The 25,467-nt window shown below is 51.5% G+C and carries 14 protein-coding genes and 1 pseudogene; 3 read left to right on the top strand and 12 right to left on the bottom strand.

Features of this window, described 5'->3' with window-relative positions:
* The first annotated feature begins 2 nt into the window (after positions 1-2).
* Genes BLR73_RS04160 through BLR73_RS04150 form a run of 3 tightly spaced genes read left to right on the top strand, consistent with a single transcriptional unit; the run spans position 3 to position 4,961 of the window.
* Complete coding sequence (locus tag BLR73_RS04160) at positions 3-1,334, top strand: MFS transporter (RefSeq protein ID WP_091859248.1); 1,332 nt, start codon at positions 3-5, stop codon at positions 1,332-1,334.
* Entirely contained in the window at positions 1,318-2,151 is an 834-nt protein-coding gene (rhaD, locus tag BLR73_RS04155) for a rhamnulose-1-phosphate aldolase (protein WP_036908833.1), read from the top strand. Before BLR73_RS04160 ends, rhaD begins: the two co-directional genes overlap by 17 nt.
* Positions 2,151-4,961, top strand: coding sequence for a DUF4450 domain-containing protein (locus BLR73_RS04150; protein WP_091859246.1), 2,811 nt, complete (start codon positions 2,151-2,153; stop codon positions 4,959-4,961). The genes rhaD and BLR73_RS04150 overlap by 1 nt, the downstream gene beginning before the upstream one ends.
* Before the next feature lie 62 nt (positions 4,962-5,023).
* On the opposite strand, the gene BLR73_RS04145 is transcribed toward BLR73_RS04150, so the two are convergent.
* The 12 genes and pseudogenes from BLR73_RS04145 to BLR73_RS04085 all read right to left on the bottom strand — a co-directional run.
* A complete protein-coding gene (locus BLR73_RS04145) occupies positions 5,024-7,138 on the bottom strand; it encodes a RagB/SusD family nutrient uptake outer membrane protein (protein WP_033150214.1) in 2,115 nt (704 codons plus the stop codon).
* Positions 7,139-7,159: 21 nt separating this feature from the next.
* Positions 7,160-10,180 (bottom strand): SusC/RagA family TonB-linked outer membrane protein, encoded by a 3,021-nt coding sequence (locus BLR73_RS04140; protein ID WP_091859244.1) that lies wholly within the window; start codon positions 10,178-10,180, stop codon positions 7,160-7,162.
* A gap of 205 nt (positions 10,181-10,385) precedes the next feature.
* A complete protein-coding gene (locus BLR73_RS14710) occupies positions 10,386-15,176 on the bottom strand; it encodes a glycoside hydrolase family 88 protein (protein ID WP_176763605.1) in 4,791 nt (1,596 codons plus the stop codon).
* A 107-nt stretch (positions 15,177-15,283) separates the two neighbouring features.
* Positions 15,284-16,060, bottom strand: coding sequence for a tryptophan synthase subunit alpha (gene trpA, locus BLR73_RS04130; RefSeq protein WP_091859238.1), 777 nt, complete (start codon positions 16,058-16,060; stop codon positions 15,284-15,286).
* Between the two features lie 28 nt (positions 16,061-16,088).
* The gene (locus tag BLR73_RS04125) at positions 16,089-16,727 is read right to left on the bottom strand and encodes a phosphoribosylanthranilate isomerase (protein WP_091859236.1); all 639 of its coding nucleotides are present in this window, start codon (positions 16,725-16,727) and stop codon (positions 16,089-16,091) included.
* Positions 16,724-17,509 carry an indole-3-glycerol phosphate synthase TrpC gene (trpC, locus tag BLR73_RS04120; protein ID WP_091859234.1) on the bottom strand — a complete coding sequence of 262 codons (786 nt, stop codon included), beginning with the start codon at positions 17,507-17,509 and terminating at the stop codon, positions 16,724-16,726. The genes BLR73_RS04125 and trpC overlap by 4 nt, the downstream gene beginning before the upstream one ends.
* Before the next feature lie 62 nt (positions 17,510-17,571).
* The gene (gene trpD / locus BLR73_RS04115) at positions 17,572-18,570 is read right to left on the bottom strand and encodes an anthranilate phosphoribosyltransferase (RefSeq protein ID WP_073044293.1); all 999 of its coding nucleotides are present in this window, start codon (positions 18,568-18,570) and stop codon (positions 17,572-17,574) included.
* 46 nt (positions 18,571-18,616) lie between these two features.
* Positions 18,617-19,180, bottom strand: coding sequence for an anthranilate synthase component II (locus tag BLR73_RS04110; protein WP_091859231.1), 564 nt, complete (start codon positions 19,178-19,180; stop codon positions 18,617-18,619).
* A 33-nt stretch (positions 19,181-19,213) separates the two neighbouring features.
* Positions 19,214-20,605, bottom strand: coding sequence for an anthranilate synthase component I family protein (locus BLR73_RS04105; RefSeq protein WP_073044144.1), 1,392 nt, complete (start codon positions 20,603-20,605; stop codon positions 19,214-19,216).
* A gap of 16 nt (positions 20,606-20,621) precedes the next feature.
* Positions 20,622-21,827 carry a tryptophan synthase subunit beta gene (gene trpB, locus BLR73_RS04100; RefSeq protein WP_091859228.1) on the bottom strand — a complete coding sequence of 402 codons (1,206 nt, stop codon included), beginning with the start codon at positions 21,825-21,827 and terminating at the stop codon, positions 20,622-20,624.
* Positions 21,828-22,194: 367 nt separating this feature from the next.
* Entirely contained in the window at positions 22,195-25,035 is a 2,841-nt protein-coding gene (gene uvrA / locus BLR73_RS04090) for an excinuclease ABC subunit UvrA (RefSeq protein ID WP_091859221.1), read from the bottom strand.
* Positions 25,019-25,315 (bottom strand): annotated as a pseudogene (locus BLR73_RS04085) (gliding motility-associated C-terminal domain-containing protein); the annotation flags it as partial. The gene uvrA and the pseudogene BLR73_RS04085, both read right to left, overlap by 17 nt.
* Positions 25,316-25,467: the final 152 nt, after the last annotated feature.

Raw genomic sequence — 25,467 nt, 5'->3', positions numbered from 1 at the left:
CGATGGCTAAGTCGAGTTCGCTGAAGAGCACGCTGGCCGTGTCTCTCAATAACTACCTGGATGCAGGCGCCATCGTTGCTGGTGCCAGTGGCGTAACGCTGTGGCAGAACTACTTGGGTTTGAGCGAGATGCACTTAGGTTGGCTGAACGCACTCAGTGCCAATGCGCTGGGTGCCGCCATCGGTGCTATCATCGGTGGTTTCCTGGCCGATAAGTTCGGTCGTAAGTTCATCTTTACCTACAACCTGCTGGTGTATATGACGGGTGTGCTCATCATCATGCTGTCGATGAACTTCCCCATGCTGCTGGCTGGATTCCTGGTAACAGGTATCTCGGTAGGTATCGGTGTGCCCGCCTCGTGGACCTATATCTCTGAGAGTTCGGAGGTGAACAACCGCGGTCGTAACATCTGTATCTCGCAGATGTCGTGGGGCGTAGGTCCGATGTGCATCCTTCTGTTCGGTATGCTGTTTGCGCCGGGCGGTTATCTGTACGGTCCGGTCGAGGCTATCGCCCACGATATCATCGGTGCCGATGCGGCTCAGGCTGCTGTCGAGGTATTCTCTTCGCGTGTGGTGTTCGCTACCCTGTTTGTGGTGGCTTTCATTGCCTGGAACCTGCAGCGCCAGCTGGAGGAGAGCGCCGAGTTTACCGCCAATAAGGAGAAGGACCAGAGCAGTATAGTAGATAACATCAAGCTGCTTTTTACCAATAAGATTGCTGTGAAGACAGTGGCTTTCCTGGCAGCCATCTACCTTACCTGGAACCTGGTGGCCAGTGTGATGGGATTCTTTATGCCACACATCTACGAGACCGCTGGCGGACTGAGCAACGAGGCAGCCAACATGCTGAGTTGCATTAGTTGGGTGTTTGTAGTGGTAACCACGTTTATCATCTCGTTTATGGTTGATAAGGTGGCACACCGCTTCTTCTATGTGTTCGGTTTGGCAGCAGCGCTCACCGCGTGGATTCTTATCATTGGTGGTGGCGTGTCAACCATCGCTGGTATCTGGGTGTTCACCATCCTGTGGGGTGTTAACAACGGTAGCTCGGTACAGGTGTTCTACGCCTTGTGGGGCTCGGAGCTGTTCCCTGCCAAGTTCCGTGCCGGTGCGCAGGGACTGATGTTCTTCATCGTTCGTGGCCTGTCGGCTGTATGGGGACTGGTGTTCACCTTTATCTATGGCGACAATGGCGAGGGCTTTACACTGGCTGCCTTCTGCATGGTGGCCCTGCTGCTGGCATCGCTCGTGGTAGGTCTTATCGGCATGCCTAACACCCGTGGTAAATCATTGGAACAAATAACAAAAGAAAGATATGGAGAAACAGTTTAATAGCATTTTGGACGGCCGCGAAGGTTTGAAAGCGGTTGTTGACCAGATAGCCGAGGTAACAGGCTATCTTTGGCAGAAAGGTTGGGCTGAGCGTAACGGTGGTAACATTACCGTGAACGTAACCGAATATATGGACGATGCCTGCAAGCAGATGCCTGCCATCGCCCCTGTGAAGCAGATTGGTATGACGCTGCCTCAGCTTAAGGGAAAGTATTTTTATTGCAAGGGTACAGGCAAGCGTATGCGCGATCTGGCTAAGCAGCCCATGCAGAACGGTAGTATTATCCGCATCTGCGACGACTGCGCCAGCTACGAGATTATTGCCGACGAGCCTGTGGCACCCACATCGGAGCTGCCTACACACCTGGCGCTGCACAACTATCTGTTGGAGACAGGTTCTACCTACAAGGCTACCCTGCATACGCACCCCATCGAGCTGGTGGCTATGAGTCATATCCAGCGTTTCCTGAAGGGCGATGAGATGACACGCGTGCTGTGGTCGATGATTCCCGAGACACTGGCATTCGCACCACTCGGCATCGGTATCGTACCTTACGCTATGCCATCGTCGGTAGCACTGGCCGAGGCTACACTCGAGCAGATTAAGACCCACGACGTGGTGCTGTGGGAGAAGCATGGCACCGTGGCTGTTGGTACCGATATCATGGATGCCTTCGACCAGACCGACGTGCTCTGTAAGGCAGCCAACATCTATATGTGTGCCAAGTCGATGGGTTCGGAGCCCGATGGCATGACCGACGCACAGATGAAGGAAGTGCAGGACGCATTCAATCTGCCCAAGAAGCGCCCCTGCTAATGAATAAGCTACAGATAGCTATAGTCGGACTAGTGGGCATGGTCCCGCTATCCGCTATGTGCCAACCCCATGGCACACCCGCTCCTCGCACCTTGCAATACCAGCCAGGTGCGGGGGGCGCTTTTGTTTGTGCAGATGGTAACAACCGTTACACGCGTGCTCTCTACGGCAGTCATACCGACTGGCGCCTGGAAACCAGCGACCGCCCCATCTTTGCCGTGGTAAAGAAAGGCTATCATCGTAACATCCGACTGGTGGCAGAGGTGGATGGCATCGACTATCCGCTAGAGCAGGTGAGTCCTTGTACGGCCAGTTATGTAGATGGCCAGCGTACCTATCAGCTTACGGGCTGGGGTGGGGCGCAGCTAACCATCCGTGTCATCGCCTTGCCCGATAGCGAGGCGGCCATCTGGCAGTTCTCGTCGCCCGCATTGGCTGGCAAGGCTCGTATTAAGGCTTTGGTGTGCGAGATTGCTCAGCCTAAGCTCAGTCGCAATGGCGATATCGGTGCCGATAAACCAGGCGTGCTGGAACCCAAAGGCGAGGTGCTGCAAACCGCCGAAGTGGCGCTGGATGGCAACACGGCTTACATGCTGGTGGATGTGAACGTGATGAAACCGCTGGCGGCTGCCGATGGTGCCAAGCAGTTTGCCGCTGCCCAGCAGTATTACGAGCAGTTGGCTGCGCGCATACAGTTTACTACGCCCGATGCCTACATCAATACCTTAGGTGGTGCCCTGGTGCTGGCTGCTGATGGCGATTGGGACGGACAAACGTGGTTGCACGGTTGTATCGGTTGGCGTATGCCGCTGGCTGGTTGGCGTGCCGGTTACTTGGGCGATGTGTTGGGTTGGCAGGATAGGGCAGTGAGTCATTTCGATGCCTACGCCAAGAGTCAGGTAACCCATGTGCCTGCCACCATCCCGCATCCCTCGCAGGATTCAACGTTAAACATGGCGCGTGCCGAGAAGCGTTGGGGCACGCAGATGTACAGCGATGGTTACATCTGTCGAAATCCAGAGCGTAATGATCAGATGCACCATTACGATATGAACCTGAACTACATCGACGAGCTGCTGTGGCATTTCCAATACAATGCCGACTCGGCTTACATGCGCAAGATGTGGCCTGTACTCAAGTCGCATCTGGCATGGGAGAAACGCAACTACGATGCCGATGGCGACCATCTGTACGATGCCTACTGCTGCATCTGGGCCAGCGATGCACTCTACTACAGTGGTGGTGCCGTTACTCATAGTTCGGCCTACAACTATCGCGGCAACAAGTTGGCTGCCCGTATCGCCGAAATCATTGGCGAGGATGCGCAGCCCTATCGTGATGAGGCCGAAGCTATCCTGCAGGCCATGAACCAGCGTTTGTGGCTGTCGAAAGCAGGCGTGTGGGCCGAGTATCAGGATGGCATGGGCTTGAAACGCACCCACGATAATCCTGCCGTGTGGAGCATATACACCCCGATTGACTGTGGTGCCTGCACCATCGAACAGGCTTACCAGGCTACCGACTGGGTAACCCGTAACATTCCGCATATACCCGTGGAGCAGTCGGGTTTACAAACCATCTCAACCAGCAACTGGATGCCCTATGCCTGGAGCATCAATAATCTGGCTGCTGCCGAGGTGATGCACACGGCGTTGGCTTACTTTGAGGCCGGGCGTGCCGATGAGGGCTACCAGCTGATGAAGGCCAACATCATGGATCAGATGTACTACGGACAGAGTCCGGCCAACTTCGGTCAGATTAGTCATTACGATGCAGCCCGTGGCGAATGCTATCGCGATTTTGGTGATTGTATCGGCATCAGCAGTCGTACGCTGTTGCAAGGCTTGTTTGGCATCATCCCCCAGGCACTCGATGGCAAGTGCATCATCCGTCCGGGGTTCCCCGCAGAGTGGGATAGTGCCAGCGTAAAAACGCCCTACCTGTCGTACAAGTACACGCGAAAGAATGGCAAGGTGCGTGTTGAAATCACCCAGAACTTCCGTCAGCCTCTGCAAATTATCTTCCGTCAGAATTTAGGTGGTGGCGCGTTTAAGGATGTGGTTGGTTCAACAGCCAAAACGCAGGTTCTTGAATATGATGTGGACTTGAATCCCGTTAAGCTTGCGAAGTATTACAATGCCAATGTAACTGATATCTTCAAGAACCAATATCTCAGTCCGCGTCCACAAACCACCACGTTGCAGATACCCGTGCAGGGCATTGGTGAGTGGTGCCATCCTAAGAAGACTGCTGAGATTAACGACTCGGTGTTCCGTACCAAAATCGTGAACGGTGTGTTTAACATGGTTGGCATCCCCTTCAGTACCCCGCAAAAGGGTGAGAACATCATCTACACCAGTTTGTGGGATAACTACCCCGATGCCGTTACCGTCCCCTTAAAGGGTAAGGCCCAGAAGGCTTATCTGCTGATGGCTGGTTCTACTAACCACATGCAGAGCAGGATTGACAACGGTTTGGTGATTGTGACCTATACCGATGGTACGGCCGACACGCTCGCCTTGCGCAACCCAGATAACTGGTGCCCCATCGAGCAGGACTACTATGTGGACGGCATGGCGTTTAACGCGCCGCAGCCCCGTCCGTATCGTGTCTGCTTCAGCACGGGCGATGTGAGCCGTAACTTAGGTAGCATCATCCAGCTTGGCGGTGAGTACGGTAGAGAAATCCCCGGTGGTGCTGGTCAGATGTTAGAGATGCCGCTCGACCAGCAGAAACGCTTGCAGTCGCTCACCATCCGAACGCTATCCAACGATGTGGTCATCGGTCTGATGGCCATCACACTCCAATAGATAAAAAAAGAATGCGCTCCGCAGTTGGGGCGCATTCCTTTTTTATATACAAGGCTATTGGATTAATAGCCTGGGTTCTGCCACATGGTTTCCTGAGTAGAGGCGTACTGCAGTACACCACCTGCATCCTGTGTCACAGCTGCGTCGCCACGGTTGGTAACCGACTCCAGCTCAGAGAGTGGGATAGGACGGTAGTAGTGCTTCAGGGCAATGTTGCCACTGGCCTGGGCGTTGTACTTCTTCACGTGGTCGATGAGGGTGTGGGTACGCTTCAGGTCGAACCAGCGCTGGTACTCACCGCAGAGCTCGATAGCGCGCTCTTTCAGGATAGTCTCGATGGTAACGGTACCGCTGATGCTGTTGTCCTTGCCAGCGATGGCGCGGGCTGCGCGCAGCTGGTTGATGGTCTTCAGGGCATCGCCGCCTGTTGCCAGCTCAGCCTCGGCCTTAATCAGGTACATCTCGGCTAAGCGCAGTACCATGATGTCGCGGTGTGAGATATCGAAGGTAGGATAATCCTCTTCGTACTGATCATCAAGGAACTTCTTGATGCCAGGGAACGAACGGCGACCCTCAATCTTCTCGCTCTTGTAGCGGGCGTCGCCATATACATCGCTCTTAGCCTTTCCACCCTCGGTAGGCAGGGCTGTAGCAGGATCGCCAGAGGTGTAAACAGGAATGTCGCCACCGAATGCGAACTGCAAGCGATACTTGTCCTTAGCCTCGGCCTGCAGAGCCTGACCCTCGGCTGAGTTACCATCCATCAGGGCGTACTGGATACCAATCACACCACCGTTGAAGTAGTTACCATCCTCGGCGTAAGCCTCGTCGTAGGTCTTGTAAGTCTGATCGGCCATCTTAGGATAGTTGGCAGCATTGCCAGCCAGGTCGGGATGTACGCGATATTCGGTGAGCAGGGTGCCATTGTAACGCTGGTCGGTACCCTTGATCTCATCCAGAATCTGCCAGAGATAGAGTGAAGGCAGGTAGCGGGTGAAGCCACGGCCGTAAGGAGAGTAGTACTTACCAACCTCAACATCCTTACCTGTGCTCTTGCTCTTGATGGTGGTCTTACCGGCTGCCATACGGAAGAAGATAGAGTTGTTCTTCTGTCCGTTAGGACCGATATCGTCGCAACCGTTGTTCCAGAGTGATACGAACATCAGCAGTGAGGCACTACCACCGTTACGACCATAACCGGTACGGGTGATGAGTGAGTTGAAATTGCCAGTACCCTCGCTTGAGAAACGGTAAGGTACGCAGTTGTCGCGACCGGCGTTCAGATCGTTAGAGTAGTGAACGGCAAAGAGGTTCTCGGTATTGGTGGTTGCCTCTTCATTGTTCATATTCCAAGTGTCGCTGAAACGGCTGTAGAACTTCGCGCCAGAGTTGTTGATCACATCATTGGCAGCATTCAGAGCCTCGGTATAGAGATTGCCATAACCGCTAACGGCATTGGCACCCAACCAAGATGCAGCGTAGAGGGCTACGCGGGCATAGAGGGCCTCGGCTGAATAGTAGTAGGCACGACCATCGGCAGTGGCCGACTTGCCATCCATGATGTTTGCCTTCTTATAGTTGTCCATGGCCTGCTTCAGGTCGTTCAGGATGTTACCATAAACCTCAGCCTCGGGCACACGAACAGGGTTGTTGTTAATCGCGTTGATGGGCTCGGCATTGTAAGGGATTGGTCCCCACATAGCTACCATCTGAGAGTAGTACAGAGCGCGCAGGAAGTAAGCATCGCCCAGGTAGGCGGCCTTCTTGTTATCGTCGATAACGCTGCACTCGGGGACATATTTCAGGGCGTTGTTACATACATCTACGCCAGCGTAGAACATCTCCCAATACTCGTCCAGACAAGGGTTGTCGGCTACGTTGCTACCAAGAGCCTCGGCAGAGATATCGTATTTCAGCATCGACTTCTGCTTGTTGTCGTAGCCAAAGTAGAACAGGTCTGAGCCCATTTCTGCAAGACCCAGTGATGGCTCCTTACCCCACCAACCGTGTGTGTAGGTATAAGCCGACTGGATGAGTCCGTCGATACCCGATACGGTGTTGTAGGCCAGGTCGGCAGTCTCACCGGTCTTGTTGTCCTCGTCCAGGAAGTCGGAGCAGGAGGTTGCGCCGAAGCTGATGGCAGCGGCAGCAAATAACATACTATATATCTTTTTCATATCGATAATCAATTATTTGATTTAGAAAGTTACGTTAAGACCTACTACAACCTGCTTCATCAGTGGGAAGTTGACTGAACCGCCACGCTCTGGGTCGTAGTTGTCGAAGTGACTGAATGTGAAGTAGTTCTTGAGTGAACCGTAAATGCGAACATTGCTCATGTAAACCTTCTTGATGAGGTTCTTGGGAAGGTTGTACGACAGGGTGATGTCCTTAATCTTGAAGTAGTCGGCCTTCTGAATCTGAATGGCGCTCTTGTAGAATGTAGGAGTAGCACCTGTGGCACCTGGAGATGGAATGTCGGCACCCTGGTTCTCTGGTGTCCAGTAGCTCAGGTCGCCCCAGTTGGCGTTGTCGTACAGATAGAGTCCGTAACCGCTGTAGTTCAGGTAGCCACCCAAGCGGGCCATGGTCTGAACGCTCAGTGAGAAGTCCTTGTAAGTGAAGGTGGTGTTCAAACCAAGAATAGCCTTGGGCGAGCGGTTGTAGATAATCTTATCGCTATCGTCGATCTTGTCGTCGCCGTTTACGTCAATCACCTTTGGTGTACCAGGATTACCGTAGTCGGCCTGTGGCTTCTCGAAGTTGGGGTGAGCAGCCAGATACTTGTCGAACTCGCCAATGCCCCAGCAGCCGTCCATATCGTAGCTGTAGAATGCTGATACAGGCTCGCCAATCTTCAGGATGCTGGTGCCTGATACTACCTGCTCGATACCGTCGGCCAGCTCAGAAACCTCGTCGCGGGCGAAGGTAGCCGATGCGCTCAGATCCCAAGTAAAGTCGGCGGTCTTAACGGGTACTGCACCGAGTGAAATCTCGAGACCGTGGCCCTTGGTCTTACCAACATTAGAGATAGTGCTGGTGAATACTGATGAGGCAGGAGCGGTCTTGTAGTACAGCAGGTCGTAGGTCTTACTGTTATAGTAGTCGATACCTCCATAGATGCGACCATTGAGGAACGAGAAGTCGAGACCAAAGTCGAGGGCGGCGGTCTTCTCCCATGTCAGGTTAGGATTAGCCATGGTCATAGGAGCCTTGTCGGTAGAGTTTGGCACGATGCTCTGGATGGTGGCCAGTGTCTGGTAGGCAGAGATGGCTGAGTTGCCAGAGAGACCCCAAGATACGCGGAACTTCAGGTTGTCGAGCCATGACTTGGTGCCCTGCATGAACTTCTCCTCGGAGATACGCCAACCGGCACTTACTGATGGGAAGTAACCCCACTTGTGACCTTCGGCGAGTACTGAAGAACCATCGGCACGAACCGATGCCTGCAACAGGTACTTGCCATCGTATGAGTAGTTGGCACGGGCAAAGAATGAAAGCATAGAGCTCTTGGTGTAGCCTGTGCTTACAAGAGGTGACTGAATCTTGCTGACATCGTAGAAGCCGCTCTTCTTGTAGCTCTCAGAACCGGCAACACCAGAGATGCTGCTGCTCTCAGATACGTACTGCGACATCTCATGACCCAGCAGGAAGGTCATATCGTGCTTAGCAATGGTCTTGTTGTAGTTAGCAGTGTTCTGCCATACATACTTGGTACCAGTGCTGCGGTCGTTGGCAATATAAGTAGTGGTAGGCGACTGATAGCGTGCCTGGCTGTGGTAGTCCTGATAGGTACCTGTGCGCGAGGTGCTGCGGTCGAGTGTGAACTGCGACTTCATGATCAGACCCTTGATAGGATTGAGCTGCAGATAACCACTGCCGAAGAAACGGCTGCTCTCGATATTGCGCTGGTAAGCGCCATCCTCGTCGAGCAGAGGTGAGCAGTGAGCTGCATACCATGGGTTAGGAGTAGCGTTGATAGAACCGTCATTCAGATAGGCGTGAGTGATGGTGGTCATCTTCTGAGCCTGGTTATAAACACCGCCGTTACGCTTGTCGTTGCTCTTGTAAGCGTAAGAGAGGCTGGCACCAATCTTCACGATGCGGTTGATATTGTGATCCAGGTTGATGCGGCCGGTGTAGCGGTTGAACTCATCACCCTTCATCAAACCTTTATCATCCATAGCGGCCATCGACACATTGAAGTTGGTCTTCTCGTTACCACCCTGAACAGATACTTCATAGTTCTGAGATACACTGTTGTCGAGAATCATATCGAGCCAGTCGGTATATGACTTGTCATTGTAGATAGACAGGGTCTCTGTACCATCATCCAGTTTGAAGGTCAGCACGTCGGCAGCAGTAGCTGCGTTGCTGAAGGCCCAGCCATTGGCAGCGGCTGTCTCGTAGTTCTTCTTGTCAATCAGGCGCTGTACTTCCTTGTCGCCATACATAGGCTTAACAATACCTGTAGCACCATTGAATGAGAGGTAGCCATTGAAGCTAACCTTGGTCTTACCGGCCGAACCACGCTTGGTGGTAATCAGGATAACACCGTTAGCACCCTTGGTACCATAGATAGCGGTAGAGGCAGCATCCTTCAGGATATCCATCGACTCGATATCGGTAGCTGGAATGTCGAGGGTAGAACCATACTCTACACCATCCACGATAACCAGTGGTCCGTTACCTGCCAACAGTGAGCGGTTACCGCGCAGGGTCATGCTCACACCGGCACCGGCCTCACCACCGCCACTCTGCTGGAGGTCAACTCCAGGCACCTTGGCCTGCATAGCCGAAAGGGCGTTGGCACCTGCCACCTTAGCCAGATCCTCGGTCTTAACCGAAGCAACCGAACCGGTCAGGTCCTTCTTCTTCATCGTACCATAACCTACTACTACCACCTCGTCGAGTGCAGCAGCATCTTCCTGCATGGTAACGTTAAAACTGTTCTTACCGGCTACAGAAATCTTCTGCTCCTTGAAACCGATGTAAGAAATCTTCAGGACGGCCTTTTCAGATACGTTCTGAATGGTGAAATTACCGTCGAAGTCGGTTACACCACCGATAGTGGTACCATCGACAACAACGCTTACACCAATCATAGGTTCACCTGATGCATCCTTCACTGTACCTGTGATAGTCTTCTGGGCATAGGCCACGAAGCAGAACACAGACAAAAGCAAAGCCATAGAGGCTCTTTTGATTTGATGATTCATACGAACGTTAGTTTTAGTTGTACTTAATATTATTTTTATAGAGTTAAATATTTAGCGTTTTAAGCTCCTTGCAGAACTATACGGGTGCAAAAGTATTATTAATTGTGAAACAATGTATACTTTTTTATAAGAAATCCCCTGCAAACGTTTACGTTATGCAGGGGTGTTATCGCACACAGCAAAATGGCGCTGTTAAATTACGCAATTATTGCATTTTTTGTAGTCCTTCCCAACGTACGTTCCAACGGCCATCTTGGGGGAATCCTGGGTTCAGCGGCTGGCTGCAACCATCCCATCCGGCGCACATCATGGCCACGGCTGTAAGCAAGGCGCCATTACCTGGCAGATAGATGCGCAGACGGTCGGCGGTCTGGAAATTATGACCGCTAGGCAGATAGGTATTCTTCTGGGTATCGATGAGCAGGGCCTTGAGGGCTGTCTCGGGTTCGCCTAAGCGGGCGGCGGTCATGGCAATCATACCATAATCCCATCCCCAGGTGGTTTGCCAGTTCCAGTTCTGCATCACCCAGTTGAGTGTGCGCTGCATCTGCTCCTTATTATATAAAGAGGTGTATGGCAGCATGCCGCAGGCACCCAGCACGGCAGGGTGGTCGTTACGGCACTTATCGGCAAAGGTCTCAACTTTCTTGCTGGTAGCATCAAAGGGGTCGAATGCCTCGTGGTTCTTGTCGCTACCTATCTGTATGCCGGCGGTATAGATGCCATCGGTCTCAGGCAGGGGCGACAGCTTGACAATGATATCATCCCATTTGGCGATACGTGCCTTGCCTTGGCGTTCGCGCCACTGCTGGGCCACCTTCAAACCGTACTGCCAGTAGGCCAACTCAAAGGGCTGATTGTACGAGATGTCCTTGGTCATGCACTCCTGCATAGCGGTGGCACCTTTCAGGATGTAACGCTTCTGCTGGGCATCGTAGGTAACGTAATCGGCCATAAACTCGGCGGTGGCTTCTACCTGTTCACCGTAGGTTTTCAGTGTCTCGGCAGTAGGATTGGCGCGATACATCTCCTCGGCCAGATAGATGTAGTGGGGCTGCTGCCAGATGAGGAACGAGCCGGTGTTAGATGGAGCCTCGCTAGCCCATAGGTCGGTCATCTTCATCCAGCGCACACCCTTAAAGCCTTGTCGCTCGGCAATCTGTCGGGCCACGGGATAGGCTACCGTATTGTACCACTGTAGCATCTGTGCAACCACCTCCGGACGGTTCCAAAGAGTAAAATCTACGGCATGCCACCAGGTCATCTCTAAGTGTGGGCGACCGAACCAGCTGTTGTAAGTAAGCCCGGTTTCCTGTGGTGGCATGTTGTTGGCACAGTTAATCTGAGTGAGGTATTGCGAGAGTACCACGCGGCGCTCCAACTCCTTGGCGCGCTGATCGGTACACTGCGAGAAATCCACAATGGCACCTGCCTTCCACCAGGCATTCCAATGGCGCAACGTGGCTTTATGGTACTGGTCGTACTCAAAAGCTAAAGCCTGACTGGTGGGCAGACTGTTCAGATATTCGGCTGATACGGTGAGCACATCCTCGTTGGCTGCCAGCTCAAACTCATGACTATCGCACTGACTGAGTGTAGCCTGACCTTCCCACTGTAGCAGCACGTAATAGGTGGTGGCATCAAGGGTGCGCTTAATCAGGGCTTTCTGTGCGCTCTGCTCTACAATCTCCGACTGGTGCTTTTCGGGCTGGTTCCAGTCGCTGGCATCATCGGCATGCTTACCTGTGGGGTAGGGAAAGCGCAGGCGGATGGTGGCTTGCTGTTTTTTGAGCAACTGGCTTACGATACGGGCATACACCGCATCCTTGGTAGGATGAACACCTGTTGTCACCTCAACCTTTTGACCATCGGCTGTAAACACCGATTCAATCTCGCCATCCAGCAGTTTCTGTTCCTGACGGATGTTGGTAAGCTGATTCAAGGCGATAGGTGTGCCGTTGGCATCGGTAAGGTGCAGGCCCAGAGCGCCTAAGTTTAAGCGGTGGGGGTTAATACGAAAAAAATCGGTTGCCTCTTTGTGGCGACCGTCCTCTGCTTTTTTGTATTCTACGGCATATACCTCAGGATGCCCATGCCCAAAGTCGTAGGCTTTTTCCGATTCCGAAGGTTTCAATCCCTTGGTGTTCGGAAACTGGTGCCACCCCCAATCACTCATGGCGCACAGTGGTACACCGGTCTTATACGCGTCGGGATATGACTGCAAACCGGTTACATCCACGGTAGTTACAAAGTGGCCGTTGCCCACTGATAACGACGACAGGGCATCGGCTTGGGTGATGATTGGGTTATTGCGATTAACAACAGCGTGACGGTCTATAGAGGCCGTCACGTTGTTGATATTGTATCCTAACTGTTCCATTTCGAGCGAGGCCCAGATAAATGGGCCAACACCTTTGGCATCGTTGTCGCGAATAGGTTCCGAAAGATAGTAGTTGAAACCGCCATCACGTCGGGTATTCTCATTTACCGTTGCCTTGGGGTTTATCTTCTTCAAGGCCGCCTGTACCTCGGGTGTGGCTGCCGGACCGAGTCCTGCTACCGAACAACACTGAGTAAGCGAGATGGTCTTATCCTTGTTTACGCGGATAAAGTTGTTGATGATACCTTTATAGGCTTTGATACCGGCATCGCGATATTTGGTGCCCAGGTAACCTTTGTTGTAAGCCTTGAGCAGCACGTAGGCAAACATCGACGAGCAGGTTGACTCTAAGTAGTTGCCTTCGCGACCAGGCTGGTCCATCACCTGATACCAAACGCCAGTCTTCTTGTCTTGCCATTTGATAACAGCGTCCAGATCCTTTTTCAGCAGGTCGATCACCTCCTGGCGACGGGCGTAGTTTTCTGGCAGGGCATCGAGCACCTCGATGAGTGCCATCGAGAACCAACCCTGCGCGCGGCCCCAGCAGTGCTGTGAGAGACCTGTAGTCTTATCGGCCCAGAAGGTGTTGCGGGTTTCGTCGTAGGCATGACGGTTCAAACCTGTCTTGGGGTCGAGTGTGCGCTCGTAGGTTATCTTCAGCTGGTTTACAGCATCGTCGTAAATCTTGTTGATGGCACCTTTCTTAGCCTCCTTGGCGGTGGTGGTGATAGGTGCGGTAAGGGTGCGGAAGGGCAGACCCATGAAAATGCCATCCAACCATACCTGGTAAGCATAGATGGCCTTGTGCCAGAATACTTTGTCGGCGATGGTGCGGGGCTGGTTCTGCAACTGCTTCATCATGGTCTTCATGGCAGCCAGGTTCTTTGCCTCGGGCCACTGCTGATACATGCGGGTTACGAAATGACCGGTACGCACGTTATCGAGGTTGTACTCCAGGATGTCATAGTTGCGAATGCCGCCCTTGGCGTTAATCATCGTGTCGGTATATTCCTGACAGTACTTGCGGATATCCTCACCACCATATTTAAGATAGGTGTCGAGCATACCTTCCAGTTCAATACCCATCACGTAACTCCACTTGGGTTTCTGTGAGAAGTCGAGCAGGTAGCTCTTGGGGTTGCGCTGCATCTCGCTGTAGGTCATCCACTCCGAGTAGTTCTGGTAAGGCGTCTTGAGCAGTGCCAGCGAACCATTGATAAACAAGCGGTCGAAGTTGACGTTGCGGGTCTTGCCGCTCATAAAGTTGCCACTCTTTACGCCGTTGAAGTGACAGTTCTTAACGTTGATGTCGTAAACAAATGTATCCTCGTCCAGTCCGATAATCTGCACACCATACTGCGACTGCTGACTGGTAACATTCTCCATATAAACGTTGCGAACAATGGGGTAGTAGCCACGGCAGCAAATCTCGTTGTGCTCGTAGTCCAGATTAATCTTCAGGACGCTCTCCTTACACTTGCCAACGGTAATGTTACGCATGTTGATATTCTCGATGATACCACCACGGCAGCTGTTGGTTTTGATACGCAGCACGCGCTCCAGCTCTGGCGAATCCATCACACAATCGTGGGCAAACACATTCTGGCAACCGCCTGAAATCTCTGAGCCTACTACCACACCACCGTGTCCGTTCTTCATCTCGCAGTTGCGGATGATGATGTTCTTTGATGGCATGTTACGCTCACGGCCGTCGCGATTACGTCCGCTCTTGATAGCGATACAGTCGTCGCCGGTGTTAAAGAAACAGTCCTCAATCAGCACGCGGTCGCAGCACTCTGGGTCGCAGCCGTCGCCGTTAGGTCCGTCGTTAATCATTTTTACACGACGAACAGTGATATCAGTAGAGTGCAGGGGGTGAATCACCCAGAAAGGCGAACGCAACAGCGTTACATCCTCCAACAGAATGCCTTCGCACTTGTTAAAGCTTACCAGCTGTGGGCGCAGACCATCCTGAGCTGTAAACACGCGCTCGGGGGTACGCTCACCTTTCTCATTATACATAGGTACACCGTCCTCACCATTCTTAAGCAGGCGCGCACGTGAGCCGCCACGCTGACTGATGGTGCCCTCTTTCCAACCAAAACGGGGATTGCCATTCCAAGGCCACCAGGTGTCGTTGCTGCCGCCACCATCAATCGTACCCTTACCGGTAATGGCAATATCCTTAGCCTTGAAAGCATATACACAAGGCGAGAGGTTGAAGCACTCCAAACCCTCCCATGAGGTTTCTACGATGGGGTAGAGCTCGGGCTGGAAGGCAAACTCGAGTACGGCACCTTCCTGCACTTCCAGGTTCACACCACTCTTCAGTTGGATGGCACCTGTCAGAAACTTCTGGTTGGCAGGAATCACTACGCGGCCGCCGCCCTTCTTCGAGCAGAGGTCGATGGCTTTCTGGATAGCCTTCTGGTTCTTGGCGGCTGTGTTGGTAGTCTTTGCGCCATACTGGGTAATCACATAAGCCTTGTCGGCAAAATGCGGTGTGCGGATACTCTGCTCAATCTGTCGGTACTGAGCCTCGTCCCACTGCTGAGCTGCTGCTAACAGGGGTGTCAGCACACAGAGCATCGCAATCTGAAAAATTCTTTTAATCATCTGTATTTAGTAACGTTTATTAGTTTGCAGTCTCGCAATTTTGCTGCAAATATACAACAAAAGTGCAAAACTACAAACTAATCAATACGTAAAATTCTACGTAAACGTTATCTTTCAAGGGCGTCAAACAGTTTGTCGAGGGCCTCGTCGGCGTTCTTGCTTTCGCTTAGCAAGGTTACGAACTTTGAACCGATAATGGCACCTGCAGCATTCTGCTGGGCGGCTTCGAGCGTCTGCTTGTTGCTGATACCGAAACCAATCATGCGTGGGTTGCGCAGATTCATGGCGTTGATACGACGGAAGTACTCCTGCTTGGCATCGTCGAAACTCTGCTGGGCACCAGTGATGGCAGCACTCGATACCATATATACAAAGCCGTCGGTATTATCATCGATAAAGCGAATACGCTCCTCGCTGGTCTCGGGGGTAATCAACATGATGATGCGCAGGTCGTACTTATCGGCAATGGGTTTTATTACTTCCTGATAATCCTTGAATGGCAGGTCGGGGATGATGGCACCACTCACGCCAGCCTCTACACAACTCTGACAGAAAGCCTCGATACCGTAGTGCAGAATAGGGTTCAGATAGCCCATCAGTACCAGTGGAATCTGCACCTGATCCTTGATGGCTTTCAGCTGATCGAAAAGGATATGCAGGTTCATACCGTTTTTCAGGGCCTGGGTGGCGGCAGTCTGAATAACAGGACCGTCGGCCAATGGATCGCTGAACGGAATGCCAACTTCAATCATGGCAATACCACGACGCTGCATGGCGAGAATCACATCGCCTGTGCCCTCGAGTGTGGGGCAGCCTGCGCAAAAGTACAGCGACAGGAGTTTCTGGTCCTGACTGTTTGCGAAAAGTTGATTGATCTTATTCATTTTATTACATTTTTACATTATCTCATTTTTACATTTTTACATTCTGAAGGAATGCCTTGAGTTTTTCGGCATCCTTGAGAGCAGGGGCTGATTCGAAGCGTGAGTTCAAGTCGATACCTATGCACTTATCGTGCTGGAAGTTGCGAACACGCTCAGCATCATCGGGACCGATACCACCACTCAGCAAGAAAGGTGTGTTGCCTGTGTAGGCGTCGAGTACCGTCCAGTCGAACTTCTCACCGTTGCCACCCACGCACTTTCCTTTCGTATCGAAGAGAAAGATATCTGCCAATCCTTCGTAGGGTTTGGTCTGCGCCAGGTCGTCGGTAGTGGCGATGTTGAAGGCTTTAATTATTTTTACATCGGCGGGTAGATGTGGCTTCGACTGAATGATGTAGCTGGGCGACTCCTGACCATGCAATTGGATATAGTTGAGTGCAAAGCTATCTACGGCCGACATGATGTCGCCGATGCTGGCATCAACAAACACACCTACGCGCTTGCAGTGCTCTGGCAAGTAAGCTGGCACTTGGCTCACAAACCTACTCGACTTAGGCCAGAAGATGAATCCCATCCAATCAATTGAACATTGATCATTTAACATGGAACATTGTTCAACCTCGCGGATGTTCTCCGCCTCTCTCATACCACAAACCTTGATTATCATAGCTTCTCAATAAATTCACGTAATGCTGATCCTGGATCGGCTGTCTTCATAAAGTTCTCACCAATCAGGAAACCACGGAAACCAACCTTACGTAAAGCCTTCACCGTATCAGGGTTCGAAATACCACTCTCGCTCACCTTTACGGCATCCTTTGGTAATAGCTCTGCCAAGCGGAATGAGTTCTCTACGTCGGTCACAAACGAACCTAAATTACGGTTATTGATGCCATACATATCTGGTTCTAACCCAGCGTATTCCAATTCTTTGTTGGAGTGCATCTCTAAAAGAACTTCCAGACCTAACTGGTGGGCGGTGTTCAGCAGACTTTTACACTCGGCTATCGACAAGTCGGCGGCAATCAGCAGTACAGCCGAAGCCCCGCACAAGCGTGCCTGGAACAGCTGGTACTCATCTATCACAAAGTTCTTGTAAAGGATGGGGATGTTTACACCGCTGTGACGGGCCGTGCGAATAAAGTCGTCGCAACCGCCAAAATACTTCTGGTCGGTAAGTATGCTCAGTGCAGCAGCGCCATTCTTTTGGTAGCTCAATGGGATGATGTCGGGCTGCCCCTCCTCCTTAATCCAACCCTTTGATGGCGACTTGCGCTTAAACTCAGCGATGATGCCTGAGTCGGATGCGGTGAGGGCATTTTTCATCGAAGCCACGCTAAAGTCGAGAATCGCCTCCACCTGTTTGTGCAGCACTGCTGGTTCTACAGCCAACTTGGCTGCTTCAACTTCCACGCGCTTGTTCGCTACTATCTCTTCTAATATATCCATTGTTATTTATATTTACAATAGGTAGTGCATAATCTTTAGGTTCTGTAGTCCGTTGCCCAAAATTAACTGTTCAACTCAACGAACTTCTTGAAGGTGCGGAGGGCGGCACCGCTGTCGATACTCTCGCGGGCAATCTCTACACACTCCTCGATGCTCTTCTCGCCCTTTTCCAGAACCTGGATACCGAAGGCGGCATTGGCCAGTACGATATTCTTCTGAGCGGGCAGGGCACGGTTCTCCAGTACGCTGTCGAAGATGGCTGCTGCCTCCTCTTCGGTAGCACCGCCAACCAATTCTTCGGGCTTGGCAATCTCAAAGCCAAGGTCGCTGGGCTTAAAGATACGCTCGTAATGCTTGGTGGTTACCTTGAAGTCGCCTGTCAGCGAGATCTCGTCGTAACCATCGATAGAGTTCACGATACCGTAGTCGATACCAATCTTTTGATATACCTGGTTGTACAGGCGCATCTGGTCGAGGTTGGCTACACCCAATAACTGGCACTGTGGCTGTGAGGGGTTAACCAGCGGACCTAATAGATTGAAGATGGTAGGGAACTGTAGGGCCTTGCGGATGGGACCTACAAACTTCATGGCCTTGGCAAACAGCTGGGCGTGCAGATACACGATGCCTGCCTCGTTCAAGCTGCGGTTCAGTTTGTCGATATCATCGGTAAACTTAATGCCGTGGTGCTGAATCACGTTCGATGCACCCGATACCGATGTGGCTGCGTAGTTACCATGTTTAGCTACCTTGTAGCCAGCACCAGCAATCACAAAGCAGCTGGTGGTCGAGATATTAAAGGTGTTCTTGCGGTCGCCACCTGTACCTACCACGTCGATGTAGCGATCGGCATTCAGAATGGCTGGCACGCCTGTTTCCAAGATACCATCGCGGAAACCCAACAACTCGTCGACTGTTACGCCACGCATCTGCAGCGCGGTGAGCAGAGCAGTAATCTGCTCGTTGGGATACTCGCTCTGGGTGATACCAATCAGAATTTCTTTCATTTCTTCACGAGACAGTTCCTCGTGGTTCAGCATCCTGTTCAGGATGTCCTTCATTGTCTGTGCCATATCTCTTTTAATGTTTAATCTTTAATGTTCAATGTTAAAGAAACATCCAGTTTTGCAGCATTTTCTTGCCGTCGGGTGTCAGTACGCTCTCTGGGTGGAACTGTATGCCGCGGATGTTCATCGTTTTGTGGCGCAGGGCCATAATCTGTCCTTCGTCGCTCTCGGCGGTTACCTCTAAGCAGTCGGGCAGGTTCTCTTTTGATACCACCCACGAGTGGTAGCGACCGATGGTGATATTTCGCTCGATGCCACTGAAGATGGGGTCTTCTACGGTAATATGACAGGGTGTTGCTACGCCGTGGAACACGTCGCTCAGGTTTTCCAGCTTACCACCGAATGCCTCGCCGATGGCCTGATGTCCCAGACACACACCCAGGATAGGCTTCTTATCGGCATAGGTCTTAATCACGTCGAGCAGCAGACCTGCCTCGCTGGGGATACCAGGACCCGGACTCAGGATAATCTTGCTATATGGTTCCAAATCCTCAAGCTTAAACTGGTCGTTACGCAGCACCGTTACCTCTGCGCCCAGTTCCTTTACCAAATGACTCAAGTTGTATGTAAACGAGTCGTAGTTATCAATAATGACTATTTTCATAATAAATCCGTGTTAATCCGTGTAATCCGTGCCTTACATTTTCTCCGCCATCAGTATGGCCTTGCGCAGGGCGCCAAGCTTGTTGTTCACCTCCTGCAGTTCGTACTCTACATCGCTCTTAGCAACGATGCCACCACCTGCCTGGAACCACAACTCACCATTACGCGATACAAAGGTGCGGATGGTGATGGCCTGATTCAGACTGCCATCCAGTCCGATGTAGCCAATGCAACCGCCGTATGCACCGCGGTTATGTGGCTCGTACTCGCTGATAAGCTGCATGGCGCGTACCTTGGGTGCACCTGAAAGGGTACCTGCAGGGAAGGTGTCGATGAAAGCCTTGATAGGATCAGCGTTGTTGTCGAGCTCGCCTGATACACGCGATACCAAGTGGATGACATGACTGTAATACTGCAAATCCTTATAGAAATCTACCTTTACACCATGACAGTTGCGGCTCAGGTCGTTACGTGCCAGGTCAACCAGCATCACGTGCTCGGCATTCTCCTTAGGATCGTTGCGCAGGTACTCTGCACCCTTGCGGTCGGCCTCGGCATCGCCTGTACGTTTAGTAGTACCGGCAATCGGATCGATATAGGCTTTATGGCCTTCGATACGACAGTGGGTTTCGGGACTTGAACCGAAGATACGGAAACCGCCAAAGTCGAAGTAGAACAGATAGGGGCTTGGGTTGATTGAACGCAGGGCACGATACAGTTTGAAATCGTCGCCCTCGTATTGCTGGATGAATCGGCGGCTCAGCACAATCTGGAACACATCGCCACGCAGACAGTGCTTAATGCCTCGACGGATGTTCTCACGATGTTCATCATCAGTCAAGGTAGAGCGCACATCGCCTACAGGGTGGAAATCGTATGCCTTTACATTGGCCTTGTTCATAGCCTTTACTACATCATCGAGCTTGGTTTCGCCTTCCAGCGAAACAAGCTTGATGGTATTATTAAAGTGGTCGAACACGATCACCACCTTATATAATATATAAAGCAAGTCAGGGGCATCGTTCTTAGCCTGAGTCTCGTCCTTTACGTTGATATCTTCAAAGTAGCGTACGGCATTGAAGCTGGTATAGCCAAACAGTCCGCAAAGCTTGGCATCGTCGCCCTCTACGTGTATGCGGTCTATCAGTTCGTGGATAGCCTTATCGCTGCGGTAATCCTTGTTTACCTCGTGCTGCAGTGTGGTGCCATCAGGGTAGGTGATAGTGGCCATGCCGTGACCGATAGCTACGCTGGCCATGGGCTCGATACCGATAAACGAGCGTGAGTTGTCCTTCTCGTGATAGTCAGAACTCTCCATCAAGGCGCTCTGTGGGTACAAATCTCTCAGTCGCATATATACCCCCACTGGCGTATACAAATCCGCCAGAATGGTTTTGCTTGTAGTTGTATAATTGAAAGTACTCATAATGTTCAATGTTCAATCAAAAATTTCCGTATTCACCAGCCATAGCCTTATTCTTCAGATAGGTCTCTACGTCCTTATCGCCGCGACCGCTTACCGTCAGCACTACTACATCGTCCTTCTTGAACGTGAGTTTCGAGAGTGCTGCAATGGCGTGGGCACTTTCGATGGCGGGGATGATACCCTCCATGCGGGTCAGCTCGTAACCGCCACGGATAGCCTCATCGTCGTTGATACTCAGTACCTGTGTGCGCCCTTTCTTCGCCATGTTGCAGTGCATAGGTCCTACGCCTGGGTAATCCAGACCTGCCGAGATGGTGAATGCCTCCTGTATCTGTCCGTTCTCATCCTGCATCACCAGCATTTTTGAGCCATGCAGAATACCGGTTGTACCTTTGTGAATGGTAGCCGCAGTATGGTCGGTCTGCCAACCGTGTCCGCCAGCCTCAGCCAGTACTATCTTGGTGCGCTCCTCGTTTACGTAGTGGTAGATGGTGCCGGCTGCGTTGCTACCGCCACCGATACAGGCGATGAGATAGTCGGGATAGTCGCGACCAATCTGGGCCTCTAGCTGCCATTTTATTTCTTCGCTGATCACAGCCTGCATCTTGGCTACCAGGTCGGGGTAGGGGTGTGGGCCCATGGTGCTACCTACCAGATAGTAGGTGTCGCGTGGGTGACAGCACCAGTCGCGGATGGCAGCGCTGCAGGCATCACTCAGGGTCATGTTACCTGTACGTACAGGATTTACAGTGGCTCCCAGCATCTTCATGCGTTCAACGTTGGTGTGCTGGCGCTCCACATCTGTTGCACCCATAAACACTTCGCACTTCATATTCATCAGTGCACATACTGTAGCGGTGGCTACACCGTGTTGTCCGGCACCTGTCTCGCAAGTAATACGGGTTTTACCCATCTTCTTGGCCAGCAGAATCTGACCGATAGTGTTGTTAATCTTGTGGGCACCAGTATGGTTCAGGTCCTCGCGCTTCAGGTACAACTGACAGCCGTACTTCTCGCTCATACGCTTAGCGTAATACAGTGGACTGGGGCGACCAACGTAGTCTTTCAGCAGGGCATGGTATTCTGCCTTAAACTCTTCACTCTCAATGATGGGCAGGTAAGCCTCCTGCAGGTCGTGCACACACTTGTAGAGTATCTCGGGAACATACGCCCCGCCAAACTCTCCGTAAAAACCTTTCTCGTCAGCAAAATAATTCTCCATATCTATTTATATTTTCAATTTTCAATGTTTAATTAAAAAAGGCCCGTCGCTGTCGCGACGAGCCTTTTTATACTATATCTATAGGTATACGGCATTAAACCTCGCGACTTGTTAATCTCGAGCTCTGCCACCACCAATAGTTGTTCTGAATTCTGTTCATATTCTATGTTGTCTTTATAACATTTCGGCTGCAAAAGTATATATTTAATTTCAAACCGCCAAACATTTTGCCAACTTTTTAATAAAAAAGTAAGCAAAAGTTGCTATTTGCTTACAAATTTACCCTAATACTAACCATGCTTTACCCTGATAGTAGAACAAGGTTAGTGTTAGGGTAGAGGTGAAGTTGCCTTCCGCTTTTCAATTCTTATTTGTCTAATACCTCCTTGATAAAGCGAGGTGTGTAGCCTCGCTTACTTTTTGCTACTTGCTGGGGAGTACCGGTGCAGAGGATTTCGCCACCGCCGCGACCGCCTTCGGGACCGATATCGATAATCCAGTCGGCCTGGCGGATTACATCAAGGTTGTGCTCAATGATAATCACTGTGTTGTCACGATCAACCAGTTGCTGAAGTACCTGCATCAGGATGCGGATATCCTCGAAGTGCAGACCCGTGGTGGGCTCGTCGAGAATATACATGGTTTTGCCTGTATCGCGTTTGGAGAGTTCGGTGGCCAGTTTGATGCGCTGACTCTCACCACCAGAGAGGGTGGTAGAGGGCTGACCTAACTTGATATAACCCAAACCTACATCCTGAATGCTCTTGATTTTTCGCAGGATGTCGGGCACGTTCTCGAAGAACTCCACAGCCTGGTTGATGGTCATATCGAGCACATCGGCAATCGACTTACCTTTGTAGCGCACCTCGAGGGTTTCGCGGTTATAACGTTTGCCATGACAATCCTCGCAAGGCACCTGGATATCGGGCAGGAAATTCATCTCGATGGTCTTATATCCATTACCGCCGCAGGTTTCGCAACGACCACCCTTGACGTTGAACGAGAAACGACCAGGTTTGTAACCACGAATCTTAGCCTCAGGCAGGTTTACAAACAGCGAGCGGATATCGGAGAATACACCTGTATAAGTGGCTGGGTTAGAGCGCGGTGTGCGACCGATAGGACTCTGATCCACACTCACCACCTTATCTATCAGGTCGAGACCCTCGATGCTCTCGTAGGGCATAGGGCGTTTGAGCGAGCGATAGAAATGGTGCGACAGGATGGGTTGCAACGTCTCGTTGATGAGGGTACTCTTACCTGAGCCGCTCACACCGGTAACTACGATGAGCTTACCCAATGGGAATTCGGCATCGATATGCTTGAGGTTGTTACCTGTACAACCGCACAGTACCAGACTCTGACCAGAACCCTTTCTCGGGGTGAGCGGTGCAACGTGAGTGGTGAGCGATTTGTTGAGGTATTGCGCTGTGAGGGTATTGGTTTTTAACAGCTCGCTTGGAGTGCCTTGGAACACTACCTCGCCACCTTTACGACCGGCACGGGGACCGATATCCACGATGTAATCGGCACTGTGCATCATATCCTCGTCGTGTTCTACTACAATCACGGTGTTACCGATATCGCGTAGTTCCTTGAGCGAGTTGATGAGTCGCTCGTTGTCGCGCTGGTGCAATCCGATTGATGGCTCGTCGAGAATGTAGAGCACATTAACGAGTTGCGAACCAATCTGTGTGGCCAGTCGGATGCGCTGACTCTCACCACCCGACAGGGTTGCCGACTGGCGGTTGAGCGACAGATAGTCGAGACCTACATCGAGCAGGAAATCCAAACGGGTTTTGATCTCCTTCAGAATCTCCTTGGCGATGGTATATTCTTGCTTTGATAGGTTGTTTCCGATTTCCAGTTCGTCGATCCACTTACGCAAATCAATCAGATCCATATTGGCCAAATCGGCGATATTGCGACCACCGAATGTGTAGGAGAGGGCCTCGCGATTGAGTCGCTGACCATGACATTCAGGACATGTAATTTCGGCCAGGAATTGGTCGGCCCATTTCTGTCCAGCCGACGAGTCGTCGTTCTCCATCACACCACGCAGGTATTTAATGATACCATCGAACGATACAAAATAGTCGCTCGATGTGCGTACCAGATCCTTATCGATACGTACATCCTCTAGCGAACCATAGAGTAGTTCGGTCATCGCATCGTCGGGGATGTCGGCGATAGGGGTATTTAGATCACAATCAAATTTCTTCAGGATAGCCTCTACCTGCCAGAATATCATCTGGTTTTTATATTTGCCAAGAGGCACGATACCGCCCTCACGGATGGTGGCCTGCTTGTTGGGAATTACCTTGTCGAGATCGATCTCGTTGATAACGCCCAAACCCTTACAATGCGGACAGGCGCCTTGGGGCGAGTTGAATGAGAAGTTGTTTGGGGCAGGGTCGCTATAACTGATGCCTGTGGTGGGGCACATCAGGCGCTTTGAGAAATGCTTGACAGAGCCCGTGTCCTGATCAAGAATCATAATCAGTCCGTCGCCCTGTTTCATGGCGAGGGTGACTGTCTTCTGCAAGCGCTCCACATCGGGCGTTTCGGGTACTTTGAGTTTGTCAATTACTACCTCGATATCGTGATTCTTGTAGCGATCCACTTTCATGCCTTGTACGATATCGAGCATCTGACCATCTACACGGATATGCAGATAGCCTTTGCGGCGCATACTCTCGAACAGTTCGCGGTAATGACCTTTACGACTGCGAACGAGTGGTGCCAGGATGTAGATTTTATGACCGGCATAGTCGTGCGTAATCATATCCAGCACACGCTCTTCGGTGTAGCGTACCATCTCCTCGCCTGTAGCAAAGCTATAGGCACGACCGGCTCGGGCAAAGAGCAGGCGCAGATAGTCGTAAATCTCGGTAGTGGTGCCAACTGTTGAACGTGGGTTCTTGTTGGTGGTTTTCTGCTCGATGCTGATAACTGGCGACAGGCCGGTAATCTTATCTACATCGGGGCGCTCCATACCACCCAGAAAGTTGCGGGCGTAGGCCGAGAATGTTTCGATATAGCGGCGCTGGCCTTCGGCAAAGATGGTGTCGAAGGCTAACGACGATTTGCCGCTGCCACTCAATCCCGTAATCACCGTGAGCGAGTTACGGGGAATCTCTACATCAATATTCTTTAAGTTGTGTACGCGAGCACCGTACACATTTATCTTTTCATCTTCTCTGTTCATCTCCTCTTAGTAAGTTTACGTCTTTGCGTATGTTGTATATCACATCATCGGTGCCACGGGCTTTTACCAGCACAAAGTAAACACCGGGTTTTACATCGTTTCCATGATATTTGCCATCCCATCCCTCGGCAGGATCGGTCCACTCGTAGAGTTTCTGTCCCCACCTATTAAATATGTACGCGCGAAACTCGGACAAGTTCCGGTACTCCTTGGGCTTGTAAATATCGTTATGCCCATCGCCGTTGGGGGTAAAGGTATTGGGCATAATGAGCTTGCTTTCGACGCCTGTATTGGTAGTCGAGTCGATGGCAGCCGAATCGGTCTGTGCGCTGACCGAAAGCGATGCAAACAAGGCTAAAACGGTAGGAATTATCTGTCGAAATATCATTTTTTACTCATTTAAAGTGCAAAGATACTAAAAAATTGATAATT

Origin of the sequence: Prevotella sp. khp1 (genome assembly GCF_900102205.1) — a bacterium.
Taxonomy (GTDB): Bacteria; Bacteroidota; Bacteroidia; order Bacteroidales; family Bacteroidaceae; genus Prevotella; species Prevotella ruminicola.
Note: the sequence above shows the minus strand (reverse complement) of the source record. Positions and strands in the feature narration are given on the sequence as shown.